Here is a 15,805-nt window from a genome sequence, read left to right as displayed (position 1 = left end):
AAGCCGATCGCCATGGAAGATGGTCTGCGTTTCGCGATTCGCGAAGGCGGCCGTACCGTTGGTGCTGGCGTGGTTGCCAAGATCGTCGAGTAATCGGTTGATCTGTTCCTCTCAGGCCGGCATAATGGTCGGCCTGATTTTGCTTTAGGTCAGTAGCTCAATTGGCAGAGCGGCGGTCTCCAAAACCGCAGGTTGGGGGTTCGATTCCCTCCTGACCTGCCATTTTCTAACGAATCTGGCGTGTCTTTCACAGGATCCTCTCGAATGAATGTTAAGGCTGAAGCCAAAGACTCTCGCTTTGATCTGGTCAAGTGGCTGGTTGTCGCTGCCCTGGTTGCTGTGGGTGTTGTCGGTAATCAGTACTTCTCTGCTGAGCCGGTTCTGTATCGCGTTCTGGGCTTGGTTGCGTTGGGTGCTGTTGCTGCTTTCGTGGCGTTTCAGACTGCTCGTGGTCAAGCGTTCGCGGTGCTGCTGAAGGAAGCGCGCGTCGAGATTCGTAAGGTTGTTTGGCCGACCCGTCAGGAAACCATGCAGACCACCTTGATCGTGGTTGCGGTGGTCCTGGTGATGGCGCTGCTGCTGTGGGGGCTTGATTCCCTGCTCGGTTGGCTTGTTTCCCTGATTGTTGGTTAAGGGTGTCTCGTGGCTAAGCGTTGGTACGTCGTGCATGCCTACTCGGGTTACGAGAAGCATGTGATGCGCTCGCTCATCGAGCGCGTGAAGCTGGCTGGTATGGAAGATGACTTTGGCGAGATTCTCGTTCCCACTGAAGAGGTGGTCGAGATGCGCAATGGTCAGAAGCGCAAGAGTGAGCGCAAGTTCTTCCCTGGCTATGTTTTGGTGCAGATGGAAATGAACGAGGCGACTTGGCACTTGATCAAGGATACGCCGCGCGTCATGGGCTTCATTGGTGGTACGGCCGATAAGCCGGCGCCGATCACCGAGAAAGAAGCTGAAGCCATCCTGCGTCGTGTTGCCGATAGTGGTGACAAGCCCAAGCCGAAGACGCTGTTCGAGCCGGGCGAGATGGTACGAGTTGTCGATGGCCCGTTCGCCGATTTCGGTGGTGTGGTCGAAGAAGTGAATTACGAGAAGAGCCGCATCCAGGTTGCTGTGACCATTTTCGGTCGCTCCACCCCGGTCGAGCTGGAGTTCAGTCAGGTCGAGAAGGCATAACTGACATAAGCATCCCTCACCCCGCAGCCTTAGGCTGCGGGGTTTTGTCGTCACTGGGATAAATGCGTAAGTAACCTCGGGGAGCCGTCAGGCGTTCGAACCCGAAATTGGAGTAGCTAATGGCTAAGAAGATTCAGGCTTATATCAAGCTGCAGGTTAAAGCCGGTCAGGCAAACCCGTCGCCACCCGTCGGCCCCGCTCTGGGTCAGCACGGCGTGAACATCATGGAATTCTGCAAGGCGTTCAACGCCAAGACTCAGGGCATGGAACCTGGTCTGCCGACTCCTGTGATCATCACCGTTTACAGCGACCGCAGCTTCACCTTTGAAACCAAGAGCACCCCGGCATCGGTACTGCTGAAGAAGGCCGCCGGCCTGACCAGCGGTTCCGCTCGTCCGAACACCGTCAAAGTAGGCACCGTTACCCGTGCTCAGCTGGAAGAGATCGCCAAGACCAAGCAGGCTGATCTGACTGCCGCTGACCTGGATGCGGCCGTGCGCACCATCGCCGGCTCCGCTCGTAGCATGGGCCTGAACGTGGAGGGTGTGTAATGGCTAAGTTGACCAAGCGCCAAAAGGCCATCGCGGCCAAGGTTGAAGCCGGCAAGGCCTACACCTTCGAAGAAGCTGCCGGCCTGCTGGCCGAGCTGTCTGCCGTCAAGTTCACCGAGTCCTTCGACGTCGCCGTGAACCTGGGTGTAGATCCGCGTAAATCCGACCAGGTTGTACGTGGCGCCACCGTTCTGCCGAACGGCACTGGCAAGACCGTACGCGTTGCCGTGTTCACCCAGGGTCCGGGCGCTGAAGCTGCTCTGGCTGCCGGTGCTGACAAGGTTGGTATGGACGATCTGGCTGCCGAAATGAAGGCAGGCGATCTGAACTACGACGTGGTCATCGCTTCCCCGGACGCCATGCGCGTCGTTGGCCAGTTGGGCCAGGTACTGGGCCCGCGCGGTCTGATGCCGAACCCGAAAGTCGGCACCGTTACTCCGGACGTCGCTACCGCTGTCAAGAACGCCAAGGCTGGTCAGGTGCGTTTCCGTACCGACAAGAACGGCATCATCCACACCTCCGTTGGCAAGGTCGGCTTCGAAGCCGCTGCGCTGAAGCAGAACGTGGAAGCCCTGCTGTCCGACCTGAAGCGTCTGAAGCCGTCGACCTCGAAAGGTATCTACGTCAAGCGCGTGACCCTGAGCACCACCATGGGTCCGGGTCTGATCATCGATCAGGCTTCGCTCGACGCGTAAGTGATTGGGCCGGTAGCCATGGGCTGCCGGCTTTGAAAGATTGGGGTCCCTGCCTGGCGGGGGCTATCCAAGACCGTAGGTGACTCGCGTTTTAAATGTCAGGTTCGCCTGATGGCCTACGCAGATGGTGCTCCCGATTCGTTACCGAATCAGACACCAAAACGCCGCCGAACTCCGGTTCGGCGATACGGTAAAAACCAGGAGTAAACCCGTGGCAATTAAACTCGAAGACAAGAAGGCCATCGTCGCTGAAGTCAACGAGGCTGCCAAAGCCGGTCTGTCCGCTGTCGTGGCTGATGCCCGTGGCGTGACCGTCGGCGCAATGACCGGACTCCGTAAAGAGGCCCGCGAAGCTGGTGTGTACGTGAAAGTTGTGCGTAACACCCTGCTCAAGCGCGCCGTTGAAGGCACTCAGTTCGACGTGCTCAACGACGTGTTCAAAGGCCCGACCCTGATCGCATTCTCCAACGAACACCCGGGCGCTGCTGCTCGTCTGTTCAAGGAGTTCGCCAAGGGTCAGGACAAGTTCGAGATCAAGGCAGCTGCGTTCGAGGGCAAGTACCTCGCAGCAAACCAGATCGACGTACTGGCAAGTCTGCCGACCCGCGACGAGGGCATCGCCCAGCTGATGAGCGTTATTCAAGGCGCCACCAGCAAACTCGCTCGCACTCTGGCAGCCATTCGCGACCAGAAAGAAGCTGCTGCTGCCTAAGGCAGCGTGAGCCCTTTCGAAATCAAACGTTTAATTTGATGGTCGCGTAGGCCGTCACCCCAATACAGGAATTGATAGTCATGTCTCTGACTAACGAGCAAATCATCGAAGCTATCGGCCAGAAATCCGTTATGGAAATCGTTGAGCTGATCAAGGCGATGGAAGAAACCTTCGGCGTTACCGCTGCTGCCGCTGTTGCCGCCGGCCCGGCTGCTGCCGCTGCCGCTGTCGAAGAGCAGACCGAGTTCAACGTTGTCCTGGCTGAAGCCGGCGACAAGAAAGTGAACGTGATCAAGGCTGTTCGCGAGCTGACCGGTCTGGGCCTGAAAGAAGCCAAGGAGAAGGTTGATACCGCTCCTCAGGTCATCGCTGAAGGTCTGACCAAAGAAGCTGCTGAAGACGCCAAGAAGAAGCTGGAAGAAGCTGGCGCCAAGGTCGAGCTCAAGTAAGTTCGTACCTTGCGTCTACAGCCCGAGCGACTCGCACAAGGCTGATGGCTGGTGGCTTTTGCCACCGGCCTTTTTCCGTTCTAGGTTGGCTGTTCAACAGCCGGCCTGGAGCCGAAAAGATCCCGCCCGAGAGGCGGTTGCAAACCGAGGGTTTGCACGATTTTCTGGTCACCGCCGCCGGCGCTGGCCAAACAAGCAGGTGACCAAGCTGGGGAACGCTGATGGCTTACTCATACACTGAGAAAAAACGTATCCGCAAGGACTTTAGCAAGTTGCCGGATGTCATGGATGTGCCTTACCTCCTGGCCATCCAGCTGGATTCGTACCGCGAATTCCTGCAGCAAGGGGTGAGCAAGGAACAGTTCCGCGACATCGGCCTGCATGCGGCCTTCAAATCGGTATTCCCGATCATCAGCTACTCCGGCAACGCCGCCCTGGAGTACGTCGGCTATCGCCTGGGCGAGCCGGCGTTCGACGTCAAGGAGTGCGTCCTGCGTGGCGTGACCTTCGCCGTGCCGCTGCGCGTGAAAGTGCGCCTGATCATTTTCGACAAAGAATCGTCGAACAAAGCGATCAAGGACATCAAAGAGCAGGAAGTGTACATGGGCGAGATTCCGCTCATGACCGAGAACGGTACCTTCGTCATCAACGGTACCGAGCGTGTGATCGTGTCCCAGCTGCACCGTTCGCCGGGTGTGTTCTTCGACCACGACCGTGGCAAGACCCACAGCTCGGGCAAGCTGCTGTACTCCGCTCGCATCATTCCGTACCGCGGTTCCTGGCTGGACTTCGAGTTCGATCCGAAGGACGCGGTATTCGTGCGTATCGACCGTCGCCGCAAACTGCCGGCTTCCGTCCTGCTGCGCGCGCTGGGCTACAGCACCGAAGAAGTACTGGATGCCTTCTATGACACCAACGTCTTCCATGTGAAGGGCGAGAGCCTGAGCCTGGAGCTGGTTCCGCAGCGTCTGCGCGGCGAAGTCGCCGTTCTCGACATCAAGGACGGCAGCGGCAAGGTGATCGTGGAACAGGGCCGTCGTATCACGGCTCGCCACATCAACCAGCTGGACAAGGCTGGCATCAAGGAGCTGGAAGTTCCGCTCGACTACGTCATTGGCCGTACCACTGCCAAGGCGATCGTGCACCCGGCTACCGGCGAAATCATCGCCGAGTGCAACACCGAGCTGACCGCCGACCTGCTGGTCAAGATGGCCAAGGCGCAGGTGGTTCGCTTCGAGACCCTGTACACCAATGACATCGACTGCGGCCCGTTCATCAGCGACACGCTGAAGATCGACAGTACTACCAATCAGTTGGAAGCACTGGTCGAGATCTACCGCATGATGCGTCCTGGCGAGCCGCCAACCAAGGATGCTGCCGAGACCCTGTTCAATAACCTGTTCTTCAGCGCCGAGCGTTACGACCTGTCCGCCGTTGGCCGCATGAAGTTCAACCGTCGTATCGGTCGTACCGAGATCGAAGGTTCGGGCGTGCTGAGCAAGGAAGACATCGTTGCCGTACTGAAGACCCTGGTCGACATCCGTAACGGCAAGGGCATCGTCGACGACATCGACCACCTGGGTAACCGTCGCGTACGTTGCGTCGGCGAGATGGCCGAGAACCAGTTCCGCGTTGGCCTGGTGCGTGTAGAGCGCGCGGTCAAGGAACGTCTGTCGATGGCCGAAAGTGAAGGCCTGATGCCGCAAGACCTGATCAACGCCAAGCCGGTTGCGGCAGCGGTGAAGGAGTTCTTCGGTTCCAGCCAGCTCTCGCAGTTCATGGACCAGAACAACCCGCTGTCCGAGATCACCCACAAGCGCCGCGTCTCTGCACTCGGCCCAGGTGGCCTGACCCGTGAGCGCGCAGGCTTCGAAGTCCGCGACGTACACCCGACCCACTACGGTCGCGTGTGCCCGATCGAAACTCCTGAAGGTCCGAACATCGGTCTGATCAACTCCCTGGCGGCCTATGCCCGCACCAACCAGTACGGCTTCCTGGAAAGCCCGTACCGCGTGGTCAAGGAAGGCAAGGTCACCGACGAGATCGTGTTCCTGTCCGCCATCGAAGAAGCCGACCATGTGATCGCCCAGGCATCCGCGACCCTGAACGACAAGGGGCAGCTGATCGATGAGCTGGTAGCCGTACGTCACCTCAACGAATTCACCGTCAAGGCACCGGAAGACGTCACCCTGATGGACGTTTCGCCGAAGCAGGTCGTTTCCGTCGCTGCCTCGCTGATTCCGTTCCTCGAGCACGACGACGCCAACCGCGCCCTCATGGGTTCGAACATGCAGCGCCAGGCTGTGCCGACCCTGCGTGCCGACAAGCCGCTGGTAGGTACCGGCATGGAGCGCAACGTCGCCCGTGACTCCGGTGTCTGCGTCGTGGCCCGTCGTGGTGGTGTGATCGACTCCGTCGACGCCAGCCGTATCGTGGTGCGTGTCAACGATGACGAAGTCGAAACTGGCGAAGCCGGTGTCGACATCTACAACCTGACCAAATACACCCGCTCCAACCAGAACACCTGCATCAACCAGCGTCCGCTGGTGAGCAAAGGTGACAAGGTGGCGCGTAGCGACATCATGGCTGACGGCCCGTCCACCGACATGGGTGAACTGGCGCTGGGTCAGAACATGCGCGTTGCGTTCATGCCCTGGAACGGCTTCAACTTCGAAGACTCCATCTGCCTGTCCGAGCGCGTGGTTCAGGAAGACCGCTTCACCACCATCCACATTCAGGAACTGACCTGTGTGGCGCGTGACACCAAGCTCGGCCCAGAGGAAATCTCCTCTGACATCCCGAACGTTGGCGAAGCTGCCCTGAACAAACTGGACGAAGCCGGTATCGTCTACGTCGGCGCCGAAGTCGGCCCGGGCGACATTCTGGTTGGTAAGGTCACCCCGAAAGGCGAGACCCAACTGACGCCGGAAGAGAAGCTGCTGCGTGCGATCTTCGGTGAAAAGGCGTCTGACGTTAAAGACACCTCCCTGCGTGTGCCGACTGGCACCAAGGGTACCGTCATAGACGTGCAGGTCTTCACCCGTGATGGCGTGGAGCGCGACTCGCGCGCCCTGTCCATCGAGAAGATGCAGCTGGACGAGATCCGCAAGGACCTCAACGAAGAGTTCCGCATCGTCGAAGGCGCGACCTTCGAGCGTCTGCGTTCCGCTCTGGTTGGCGCTATCGCCGAAGGCGGCGCTGGTCTGAAGAAAGGCACCGCGATCACCGACGAGTTCCTCGACGGTCTCGAGCGTGGCCAGTGGTTCAAACTGCGCATGGCCGACGACGCCCTGAACGAGCAGCTGGAGAAGGCTCAGGCCTACATCTCCGACCGCCGTCAGATGCTCGACGACAAGTTCGAAGACAAGAAGCGCAAGCTGCAGCAGGGCGATGACCTGGCGCCGGGCGTACTGAAGATCGTCAAGGTTTACCTGGCCATCCGCCGTCGCATCCAGCCGGGTGACAAGATGGCCGGTCGTCACGGTAACAAGGGTGTGGTCTCGGTGATCATGCCGGTCGAAGACATGCCGCATGACGCCAACGGTACGCCGGTCGACATCGTGTTGAACCCGCTGGGCGTTCCGTCGCGTATGAACGTCGGTCAGATCCTCGAAACCCACCTCGGCCTCGCGGCCAAAGGCCTGGGCGAGAAGATCAATCGCATGCTCGAAGAGCAGCGCAAGATCGCCGAGCTGCGCAAGTTCCTCGCCGAGATCTACAACGAGATCGGTGGCCGTCAGGAAAACCTCGACGAGTTCTCCGATACCGAGATCCTCGAGCTGGCGAAGAACCTCAAAGGCGGTGTACCGATGGCGACTGCCGTGTTCGACGGCGCCAAGGAAACCGAGATCAAGGCCATGCTGAAGCTGGCTGATCTGCCGGAGAGCGGCCAGATGCGCCTGTTCGACGGTCGTACCGGTAACCAGTTCGAGCGCCCGACCACCGTCGGCTACATGTACATGCTCAAACTGAACCACCTGGTGGACGACAAGATGCACGCCCGTTCCACTGGTTCCTACAGCCTGGTTACCCAGCAGCCGCTGGGTGGTAAGGCGCAGTTCGGTGGTCAGCGTTTCGGGGAGATGGAGGTCTGGGCACTGGAAGCCTATGGCGCCGCCTACACCCTGCAGGAAATGCTGACCGTGAAGTCGGACGACGTGAACGGCCGTACCAAGATGTACAAGAACATCGTGGATGGCGATCACCGTATGGAGCCGGGCATGCCCGAGTCCTTCAACGTACTGATCAAAGAGATCCGTTCGCTCGGCATCGATATCGATCTGGAAACCGAATAACACGACGTGAATCGGCAGCGGGGCTAGTCCAGCCCGCTGCCCGCTCCGCCAGGAGGAAAGGCCTTGAAAGACCTACTGAATTTGCTGAAAAACCAGGGTCAGATCGAAGAGTTCGACGCCATCCGTATCGGATTGGCCTCGCCTGAGATGATCCGTTCGTGGTCGTTCGGTGAAGTTAAAAAGCCGGAAACCATCAACTACCGTACCTTCAAGCCAGAGCGTGACGGCCTGTTCTGCGCCAAGATCTTTGGCCCGGTCAAGGACTACGAGTGCCTGTGCGGCAAGTACAAGCGCCTCAAGCACCGCGGTGTGATCTGCGAGAAGTGCGGCGTTGAAGTGGCGCTGGCCAAGGTTCGTCGTGAGCGCATGGCGCACATCGAACTGGCCTCGCCGGTTGCCCACATCTGGTTCCTGAAGTCGCTGCCGTCCCGTATCGGCCTGCTGATGGACATGACCCTGCGTGATATCGAGCGCGTGCTCTATTTCGAGAGCTACGTCGTAATCGATCCGGGCATGACCACCCTCGAGAAGGGTCAGCTGCTGAACGACGAACAGTACTTCGAAGCCCTCGAAGAGTTCGGTGACGACTTCGACGCGCGCATGGGCGCCGAAGCCGTGCGTGAGCTGCTGCACGCCATCGACCTGGATCACGAGATCGGCCGCCTGCGTGAAGAGATTCCGCAGACCAACTCCGAGACCAAGATCAAGAAGCTGTCCAAGCGCCTGAAGCTGATGGAAGCCTTCAAGGACTCCGGCAACCTGCCGGAATGGATGGTGCTGACCGTTCTGCCGGTTCTGCCGCCGGATCTGCGTCCGCTGGTACCGCTGGATGGTGGCCGCTTCGCGACTTCCGATCTGAACGATCTGTATCGCCGCGTGATCAACCGTAACAACCGTCTCAAGCGCCTGCTCGATCTGTCCGCGCCGGACATCATCGTGCGCAACGAAAAGCGCATGCTGCAGGAAGCGGTCGACGCCCTGCTCGACAACGGCCGTCGCGGTCGCGCCATCACTGGCTCGAACAAGCGTCCGCTGAAGTCGCTGGCCGACATGATCAAAGGTAAGCAAGGTCGCTTCCGTCAGAACCTGCTCGGTAAGCGCGTGGACTACTCCGGTCGTTCCGTGATCACCGTGGGTCCGACCCTGCGCCTGCACCAGTGCGGCCTGCCGAAGAAGATGGCCCTGGAGCTGTTCAAACCGTTCATTTTCGGCAAGCTGGAAATGCGTGGTCTGGCGACCACCATCAAGGCTGCGAAGAAGATGGTCGAGCGCGAGCTGCCGGAAGTGTGGGACGTTCTCGCTGAAGTGATTCGCGAACACCCCGTCCTGCTCAACCGTGCACCGACTCTGCACCGTCTGGGCATCCAGGCGTTCGAGCCGGTACTGATCGAAGGTAAGGCGATCCAGCTGCACCCGCTGGTCTGCGCCGCGTACAACGCCGACTTCGACGGTGACCAGATGGCCGTTCACGTGCCGCTGACGCTGGAAGCCCAGCTCGAAGCGCGCGCGCTGATGATGTCGACCAACAACATCCTCTCGCCCGCCAACGGTGAGCCGATCATCGTGCCGTCGCAGGACGTTGTACTGGGTCTGTACTACATGACCCGTGAAGCCGTGAACGCCAAGGGCGAAGGTCGCGTATTCGCCGACCTGCAGGAAGTCGATCGCGTGTTCCGCGCCGGCGAAGCGTCCCTGCACGCCCGCGTGAAAGTGCGTATCAACGAAACCATCAAAGAGAAAGATGGTTCGATCACCAAGAACACCCGCATCGTCGACACCACCGTCGGCCGCGCGCTGCTGTTCCAGATCGTACCGGCCGGCCTGTCTTACGACGTGGTCAACCAGTCGATGAAGAAGAAGGCGATCTCCAAGCTGATCAACCAGTGCTACCGCACCGTTGGTCTGAAGGACACCGTCATCTTCGCTGACCAGCTGATGTACACCGGTTTCGCTTACTCGACCATCTCCGGTGTGTCGATCGGCGTGAACGACTTCGTCATCCCGGACGAGAAGGCGCGCATCATCGACGCCGCCACCGAGGAAGTGAAGGAAATCGAATCGCAGTACGCCTCCGGCCTGGTTACCCAGGGCGAGAAGTACAACAAGGTGATCGACCTCTGGTCGAAGGCCAACGATGAAGTGTCCAAGGCGATGATGGCCAACCTCTCGAAAGAGCCGGTTGTCGATCGCGAAGGCAAGACCGTCGAGCAGGAGTCCTTCAACTCCATGTACATGATGGCGGACTCCGGTGCTCGTGGTAGCGCCGCCCAGATCCGTCAGCTGGCCGGTATGCGTGGTCTGATGGCCAAGCCGGACGGCTCCATCATCGAAACGCCGATCACCGCGAACTTCCGCGAAGGTCTGTCGGTTCTGCAGTACTTCATCTCCACCCACGGTGCTCGTAAGGGGCTGGCGGATACCGCACTGAAGACCGCGAACTCCGGTTACCTGACCCGTCGTCTGGTCGACGTGGCGCAGGATCTGGTGGTGACCGAGATCGATTGCGGTACCGAGCACGGTCTGCTGATGACGCCGCACATCGAAGGCGGCGATGTCGTCGAGCCGCTGGGTGAGCGCGTACTGGGTCGAGTGATTGCCAAGGACGTGTTCAAGCCAGGCACCGAGGACGTTATCGTCCCGGCCGGTACCCTGATCGACGAGCAGTGGGTCGAGTTCATCGAGCTGAACAGCGTCGACGAAGTAGTCGTGCGTTCGCCGATCACCTGCGAAACCCGCTTCGGCATCTGCGCCAAGTGCTACGGCCGCGATCTGGCCCGTGGTCACCAGGTCAACATCGGTGAGGCGGTCGGCGTTATCGCAGCGCAGTCCATCGGTGAGCCGGGTACCCAGCTGACCATGCGTACCTTCCACATCGGTGGTGCTGCAAGCCGTACTTCGGCTGCCGACAGCGTCCAGGTGAAGAACGGTGGTGCGATCCGCCTGCACAACCTGAAGCACGTCGAGCGCGTGGACGGCAACCTGGTAGCGGTTTCCCGCTCCGGCGAGCTGGCTGTGGCTGACGAGTTCGGTCGCGAGCGCGAGCGTTACAAGCTGCCGTACGGTGCCGTGATTTCCGTGAAGGAAGGCGACAAGGTCGACGCTGGCGCCATCGTCGCCAAGTGGGACCCGCACACCCACCCGATCGTGACCGAAATGAAGGGTACCGTGACCTTCGTCGGCATGGAGGAGGGCATCACCATCAAGCGCCAGACCGACGAACTGACCGGTCTGACCAACATCGAGGTTCTCGATCCGAAGGATCGTCCGGCTGCTGGCAAGGACATTCGTCCGGCCATCAAGATGGTCGATGCCAACGGCAAGGAACTGCTGCTGCCGGGTACCGACGTTCCCGCTCAGTACTTCCTGCCAGCCAACGCCCTGGTCGGTGTGGCTGACGGTGCGCAGATCGCGGTCGGTGACGTTATCGCCCGTATCCCGCAAGAGACCTCGAAGACTCGCGACATCACCGGTGGTCTGCCGCGCGTTGCCGACCTGTTCGAAGCCCGTCGTCCGAAGGAAGCTTCGATCCTGGCGGAAATCAGCGGCACCATCTCGTTCGGTAAAGAGACCAAGGGCAAGCGCCGTCTGGTCATCACCCCGACCGATGGCAGTGATCCGTACGAGGAGCTGATTCCGAAGTGGCGTCACCTGAACGTCTTCGAAGGCGAACAAGTGAACCGCGGCGAAGTTATCTCCGACGGTCCGAGCGATCCGCACGATATCCTGCGTCTGCTGGGTGTGAGCGCGCTGGCCAAGTACATCGTCAACGAGATCCAGGACGTTTACCGTCTGCAGGGCGTGAAGATCAACGACAAGCACATCGAGACCATCCTGCGTCAGATGCTGCGTAAGGTCGAAGTCAGCGAGTCCGGCGATTCGTCCTTCATCAAGGGCGATCAGATGGAGCTCACCCAGGTTCTGGGCGAGAACGAGCGTCTGGCCGAAGAGGACAAGTTCGTCGCCAAGTACACCCGCGTACTGCTGGGTATCACCAAGGCGTCGCTGTCCACCGAGTCGTTCATCTCGGCAGCGTCCTTCCAGGAAACCACTCGCGTCCTCACCGAGGCGGCGGTTACTGGCAAGCGCGACTACCTGCGGGGTCTGAAAGAGAACGTGGTCGTGGGTCGTCTGATCCCGGCCGGTACCGGTCTGGCCTATCACAGCGAGCGCAAGCGCAAGCGTGATGCAGACAAGCCGGTACGAGTCAGCGCCAGTGAGGTGGAAGCCGCACTGACCGAAGCGCTGAACTCCAGCGGAAATTGAGTCGAAGCCTCGCTGGTTTGCCAGCGGGGCTTTGTCTTGACTGGGGGTTTGAGTCTCTTTAGACTCATGCACCCCTAAATTTGGCAGGGCGCTGTGCTCTGCCATCTTTATTTGTGAGCGTCGAAAGACAACAGTGGAGCTAGTAGATGGCAACTATCAACCAGCTGGTACGTCAGCCGCGTAAGCGTATCGTCGAGAAATCCGACGTGCCTGCGCTGCAGAACTGCCCGCAGCGTCGTGGCGTGTGCACTCGCGTGTACACCACTACGCCGAAAAAACCTAACTCGGCACTGCGTAAAGTATGCCGTGTGCGTCTGACCAACGGTTTCGAGGTTTCCTCGTACATCGGTGGTGAAGGCCACAACCTGCAAGAGCACAGCGTCGTGCTGATCCGTGGCGGTCGTGTAAAAGACCTTCCGGGTGTGCGCTACCACACCGTGCGTGGTTCGCTGGATACCTCCGGCGTCAAAGACCGTAAGCAGGGTCGTTCCAAGTACGGTACCAAGCGTCCGAAATAAGGCTGCTTGATCCTTTTTATTTAGTTGAGTCGATAAGAGTAAGGTCGGGCGCGGCTTTCGCTGTTGGTCCCGAGCTAACCTGAAGACCGTTTGAGGGCTTATCAATGCCAAGACGTCGTGTAGCAGCAAAGCGTGAGATCCTGGACGATCCGAAATACGGAAGTCAGATCCTCGCCAAATTCATGAACCACGTGATGGAAAGCGGCAAGAAGGCCGTGGCCGAACGCATCGTTTACGGTGCTCTGGACACTGTCAAAGCACGCAAGAACAGCGATCCCCTGGAGATCTTCGAGAAAGCTCTCGACGCCATCGCTCCGCTGGTCGAAGTCAAGTCCCGCCGTGTAGGCGGTGCTACCTACCAGGTTCCGGTCGAAGTTCGTCCTTCCCGTCGTAACGCCCTGGCTATGCGCTGGCTGGTGGACTACGCGCGCAAGCGCGGTGAGAAGTCCATGGCTCTGCGTCTGGCTGGTGAGTTGCTGGATGCTGCTGAAGGCAAAGGCGCTGCTGTCAAGAAGCGTGAAGACGTGCACCGTATGGCTGAAGCCAACAAAGCTTTCTCGCACTACCGCTTCTAATTCCGGCTCCACTAACCTTGCGAGGGCTTTATGGCTCGTAATACAGCAATTAACCGCTACCGTAACATCGGTATCTGTGCCCACGTTGACGCGGGCAAGACCACCACTACCGAGCGGATCCTGTTCTACACAGGCCTGAGCCACAAGATGGGCGAGGTGCATGATGGCGCCGCGACCACCGACTGGATGGTTCAGGAGCAGGAGCGTGGTATTACCATTACTTCTGCTGCTATCACCACCTTCTGGAAAGGTTCGGTTGGTCAGTACGACAACTATCGCGTAAACGTCATCGATACCCCCGGTCACGTTGACTTCACCATCGAAGTAGAGCGCTCGCTGCGCGTACTCGACGGCGCTGTCGTAGTGTTCTGTGGTACTTCGGGCGTTGAGCCGCAGTCCGAAACCGTATGGCGTCAGGCCAACAAGTACGGCGTTCCGCGTATCGTTTACGTGAACAAGATGGACCGTGCTGGTGCCAACTTCCTGCGCGTCGTCGGTCAGATCAAGAACCGTCTGGGTCACACCCCGGTACCGATTCAGATCGCCATCGGTTCAGAAGAGAACTTCGAAGGTCAGGTTGATCTGATCAAGATGAAGGCTATCTACTGGAACGAAGACGACAAGGGCACTACCTATCGTGAGGAAGAGATTCCTGCCGAGCTGGTAGACCTGGCCAACGAGTGGCGCTCGAACATGGTTGAGGCTGCTGCCGAAGCCAACGAAGAGCTGATGAACAAGTACCTTGAAGAAGGTGACTTGTCGGCCGAGGACATCAAGGCTGGTCTGCGCGCCCGTACTCTGGCGAGCGAGATCGTGCCGGCTGTCTGCGGTTCCTCGTTCAAGAACAAGGGCGTTCCCCTGGTTCTCGATGCTGTCATCGACTTCCTGCCCGCTCCGACCGAGATCCCTGCGATCAAGGGCATTCACCCGGATCTGGCCGACAAGCCGAAAGATGAAATCGCCGAAGGCGATTACGACGAGCGTCATGCTGACGACAACGAGCCGTTCTCGGCTCTGGCGTTCAAGATCGCTACCGACCCGTTCGTCGGTACACTGACCTTCGTGCGCGTCTACTCGGGCGTTCTGGAGTCTGGCCAGTCGGTCATCAACTCCGTGAAAGGCAAGAAAGAGCGCGTTGGTCGTATGGTGCAGATGCACGCCAACCAGCGTGAAGAGATCAAAGAAGTGCGCGCTGGCGACATCGCGGCTCTGATCGGCATGAAGGACGTCACCACCGGTGAAACCCTGTGCGATCCGGACAAGCAGATCATCCTCGAGCGCATGGACTTCCCGGAGCCGGTCATTTCGGTAGCTGTAGAGCCGAAAACCAAGGCTGACCAGGAGAAGATGGGTATCGCACTGGGCAAGCTGGCTCAGGAAGACCCGTCGTTCCGCGTCAAGACTGACGAAGAAACCGGTCAGACCATCATCTCCGGTATGGGAGAGCTGCACCTGGACATCCTCGTTGACCGCATGAAGCGCGAATTCAACGTCGAGGCCAACATCGGCAAGCCGCAGGTTTCCTACCGTGAAACCATCACCAAGGACGCTGTCGAGATCGAAGGTAAGTTCGTTCGTCAGTCCGGTGGTCGCGGTCAGTTCGGTCACTGCTGGATTCGTTTCTCGACTCCGGACGTGGACGACAAGGGCAACATCACCGAGGGTCTGGTGTTTACCAACGAAGTCGTAGGTGGTGTGGTTCCGAAGGAATACATCCCGGCGATCCAGAAGGGTATCGAAGAGCAGATGAAGAACGGCGTTGTTGCCGGCTATCCGCTGATCGGCCTGAAGGCTACCGTGTTCGATGGTTCCTACCACGACGTCGACTCCAACGAGATGGCGTTCAAGATCGCTGCCTCCATGGCGACCAAGCAGCTGGCCCAGAAGGGTGGCGGTAAGGTGCTTGAGCCGATCATGAAGGTAGAAGTGGTAACTCCTGAGGATTACATGGGTGACGTGATGGGTGACCTGAACCGTCGTCGTGGTCTGATCCAGGGTATGGAAGATTCGGTGTCCGGTAAGGTTATCCGTGCCGAAGTTCCGCTGGGCGAGATGTTTGGTTACGCTACCGACGTCCGTTCCATGTCCCAGGGTCGCGCCAGCTACTCCATGGAATTCTCCAAGTACGCAGAGGCTCCGGCGAACATCGTCGAAGCGCTGGTTAAAAAACAAGGCTAATCCCGCCCTTTAAGTAAGAGGTTTACTGTCGTGGCTAAGGAAAAATTCGAACGTAACAAACCGCACGTCAACGTTGGCACCATCGGTCACGTTGACCACGGTAAAACCACTCTGACCGCTGCTCTGACCCGTGTCTGCTCCGAAGTTTTCGGTTCCGCTCGCGTTGACTTCGACAAGATCGACAGCGCTCCGGAAGAGAAGGCTCGTGGTATCACCATCAACACTGCCCACGTAGAGTACGATTCCAACATTCGTCACTACGCGCACGTTGACTGCCCGGGTCACGCCGACTACGTGAAGAACATGATCACCGGTGCTGCCCAGATGGACGGCGCGATCCTGGTCTGCTCGGCTGCCGACGGTCCGATGCCGCAAACCCGTGAGCACATCCTG

The 15,805-nt window shown here is 59.1% G+C and carries 13 protein-coding genes and 1 tRNA gene; all 14 read left to right on the top strand.

The genetic code is table 11. The features are described 5' to 3' along the window. On the top strand, positions 1-93 hold a 93-nt coding region (locus BM186_RS25640), incomplete at its 5' end, for an EF-Tu C-terminal domain-related protein (RefSeq protein ID WP_449240075.1). A 53-nt stretch (positions 94-146) separates the two neighbouring features. Continuing rightward, positions 147-222: transfer RNA gene (locus tag BM186_RS25635), tRNA-Trp, on the top strand. Positions 223-264: 42 nt separating this feature from the next. Further along, entirely contained in the window at positions 265-633 is a 369-nt protein-coding gene (gene secE, locus BM186_RS25630; protein ID WP_017675627.1) for a preprotein translocase subunit SecE, read from the top strand. Positions 634-642: 9 nt separating this feature from the next. After that, on the top strand, positions 643-1,176 hold the full coding sequence (nusG, locus tag BM186_RS25625; protein ID WP_004373446.1) for a transcription termination/antitermination protein NusG: 534 nt from the start codon (positions 643-645) through the stop codon (positions 1,174-1,176). 119 nt (positions 1,177-1,295) lie between these two features. Next, positions 1,296-1,727, top strand: coding sequence for a 50S ribosomal protein L11 (gene rplK, locus BM186_RS25620; protein ID WP_004373444.1), 432 nt, complete (start codon positions 1,296-1,298; stop codon positions 1,725-1,727). After that, positions 1,727-2,422, top strand: a complete 696-nt coding sequence (gene rplA, locus BM186_RS25615; protein WP_017675626.1) for a 50S ribosomal protein L1 — start codon at positions 1,727-1,729, stop codon at positions 2,420-2,422. Before rplK ends, rplA begins: the two co-directional genes overlap by 1 nt. Positions 2,423-2,633: 211 nt before the next feature. Next, the gene (gene rplJ / locus BM186_RS25610; protein WP_003463333.1) at positions 2,634-3,134 is read left to right on the top strand and encodes a 50S ribosomal protein L10; all 501 of its coding nucleotides are present in this window, start codon (positions 2,634-2,636) and stop codon (positions 3,132-3,134) included. An 80-nt stretch (positions 3,135-3,214) separates the two neighbouring features. Beyond that, positions 3,215-3,583, top strand: a complete 369-nt coding sequence (gene rplL / locus BM186_RS25605) for a 50S ribosomal protein L7/L12 (RefSeq protein ID WP_013717352.1) — start codon at positions 3,215-3,217, stop codon at positions 3,581-3,583. A gap of 221 nt (positions 3,584-3,804) precedes the next feature. Continuing rightward, positions 3,805-7,878, top strand: a complete 4,074-nt coding sequence (gene rpoB, locus BM186_RS25600; protein ID WP_074919223.1) for a DNA-directed RNA polymerase subunit beta — start codon at positions 3,805-3,807, stop codon at positions 7,876-7,878. A gap of 63 nt (positions 7,879-7,941) precedes the next feature. Then, positions 7,942-12,141, top strand: coding sequence for a DNA-directed RNA polymerase subunit beta' (rpoC, locus tag BM186_RS25595; RefSeq protein ID WP_017675624.1), 4,200 nt, complete (start codon positions 7,942-7,944; stop codon positions 12,139-12,141). A 146-nt stretch (positions 12,142-12,287) separates the two neighbouring features. Beyond that, complete coding sequence (gene rpsL / locus BM186_RS25590; RefSeq protein ID WP_003463319.1) at positions 12,288-12,659, top strand: 30S ribosomal protein S12; 372 nt, start codon at positions 12,288-12,290, stop codon at positions 12,657-12,659. 104 nt (positions 12,660-12,763) lie between these two features. Further along, positions 12,764-13,234 carry a 30S ribosomal protein S7 gene (gene rpsG, locus BM186_RS25585; RefSeq protein ID WP_003246741.1) on the top strand — a complete coding sequence of 157 codons (471 nt, stop codon included), beginning with the start codon at positions 12,764-12,766 and terminating at the stop codon, positions 13,232-13,234. A 30-nt stretch (positions 13,235-13,264) separates the two neighbouring features. Beyond that, on the top strand, positions 13,265-15,412 hold the full coding sequence (gene fusA, locus BM186_RS25580; protein WP_072426374.1) for an elongation factor G: 2,148 nt from the start codon (positions 13,265-13,267) through the stop codon (positions 15,410-15,412). A gap of 30 nt (positions 15,413-15,442) precedes the next feature. Further along, positions 15,443-15,805 (top strand): GTP-binding protein (locus BM186_RS25575; RefSeq protein WP_208606736.1); only part of this gene is annotated, 363 nt, incomplete at its 3' end.

It is taken from the genome of Ectopseudomonas toyotomiensis (genome assembly GCF_900115695.1).
GTDB lineage: Bacteria > Pseudomonadota > Gammaproteobacteria > Pseudomonadales > Pseudomonadaceae > Aquipseudomonas > Aquipseudomonas toyotomiensis.
Note: the sequence above shows the minus strand (reverse complement) of the source record. Positions and strands in the feature narration are given on the sequence as shown.

Excerpts from the sequence above, each read along its gene's own strand:
- secE (WP_017675627.1), top strand. The coding sequence starts at position 265 with ATGAATGTTAAGGCTGAAGCCAAAGACTCTCGCTTTGATCTGGTCAAG.
- rplK (WP_004373444.1), top strand. The coding sequence starts at position 1,296 with ATGGCTAAGAAGATTCAGGCTTATATCAAGCTGCAGGTTAAAGCCGGT.
- rplA (WP_017675626.1), top strand. The coding sequence starts at position 1,727 with ATGGCTAAGTTGACCAAGCGCCAAAAGGCCATCGCGGCCAAGGTTGAA.
- rplL (WP_013717352.1), top strand. The coding sequence starts at position 3,215 with ATGTCTCTGACTAACGAGCAAATCATCGAAGCTATCGGCCAGAAATCC.
- rpoB (WP_074919223.1), top strand. The coding sequence starts at position 3,805 with ATGGCTTACTCATACACTGAGAAAAAACGTATCCGCAAGGACTTTAGC.
- rpsL (WP_003463319.1), top strand. The coding sequence starts at position 12,288 with ATGGCAACTATCAACCAGCTGGTACGTCAGCCGCGTAAGCGTATCGTC.
- rpsG (WP_003246741.1), top strand. The coding sequence starts at position 12,764 with ATGCCAAGACGTCGTGTAGCAGCAAAGCGTGAGATCCTGGACGATCCG.
- fusA (WP_072426374.1), top strand. The coding sequence starts at position 13,265 with ATGGCTCGTAATACAGCAATTAACCGCTACCGTAACATCGGTATCTGT.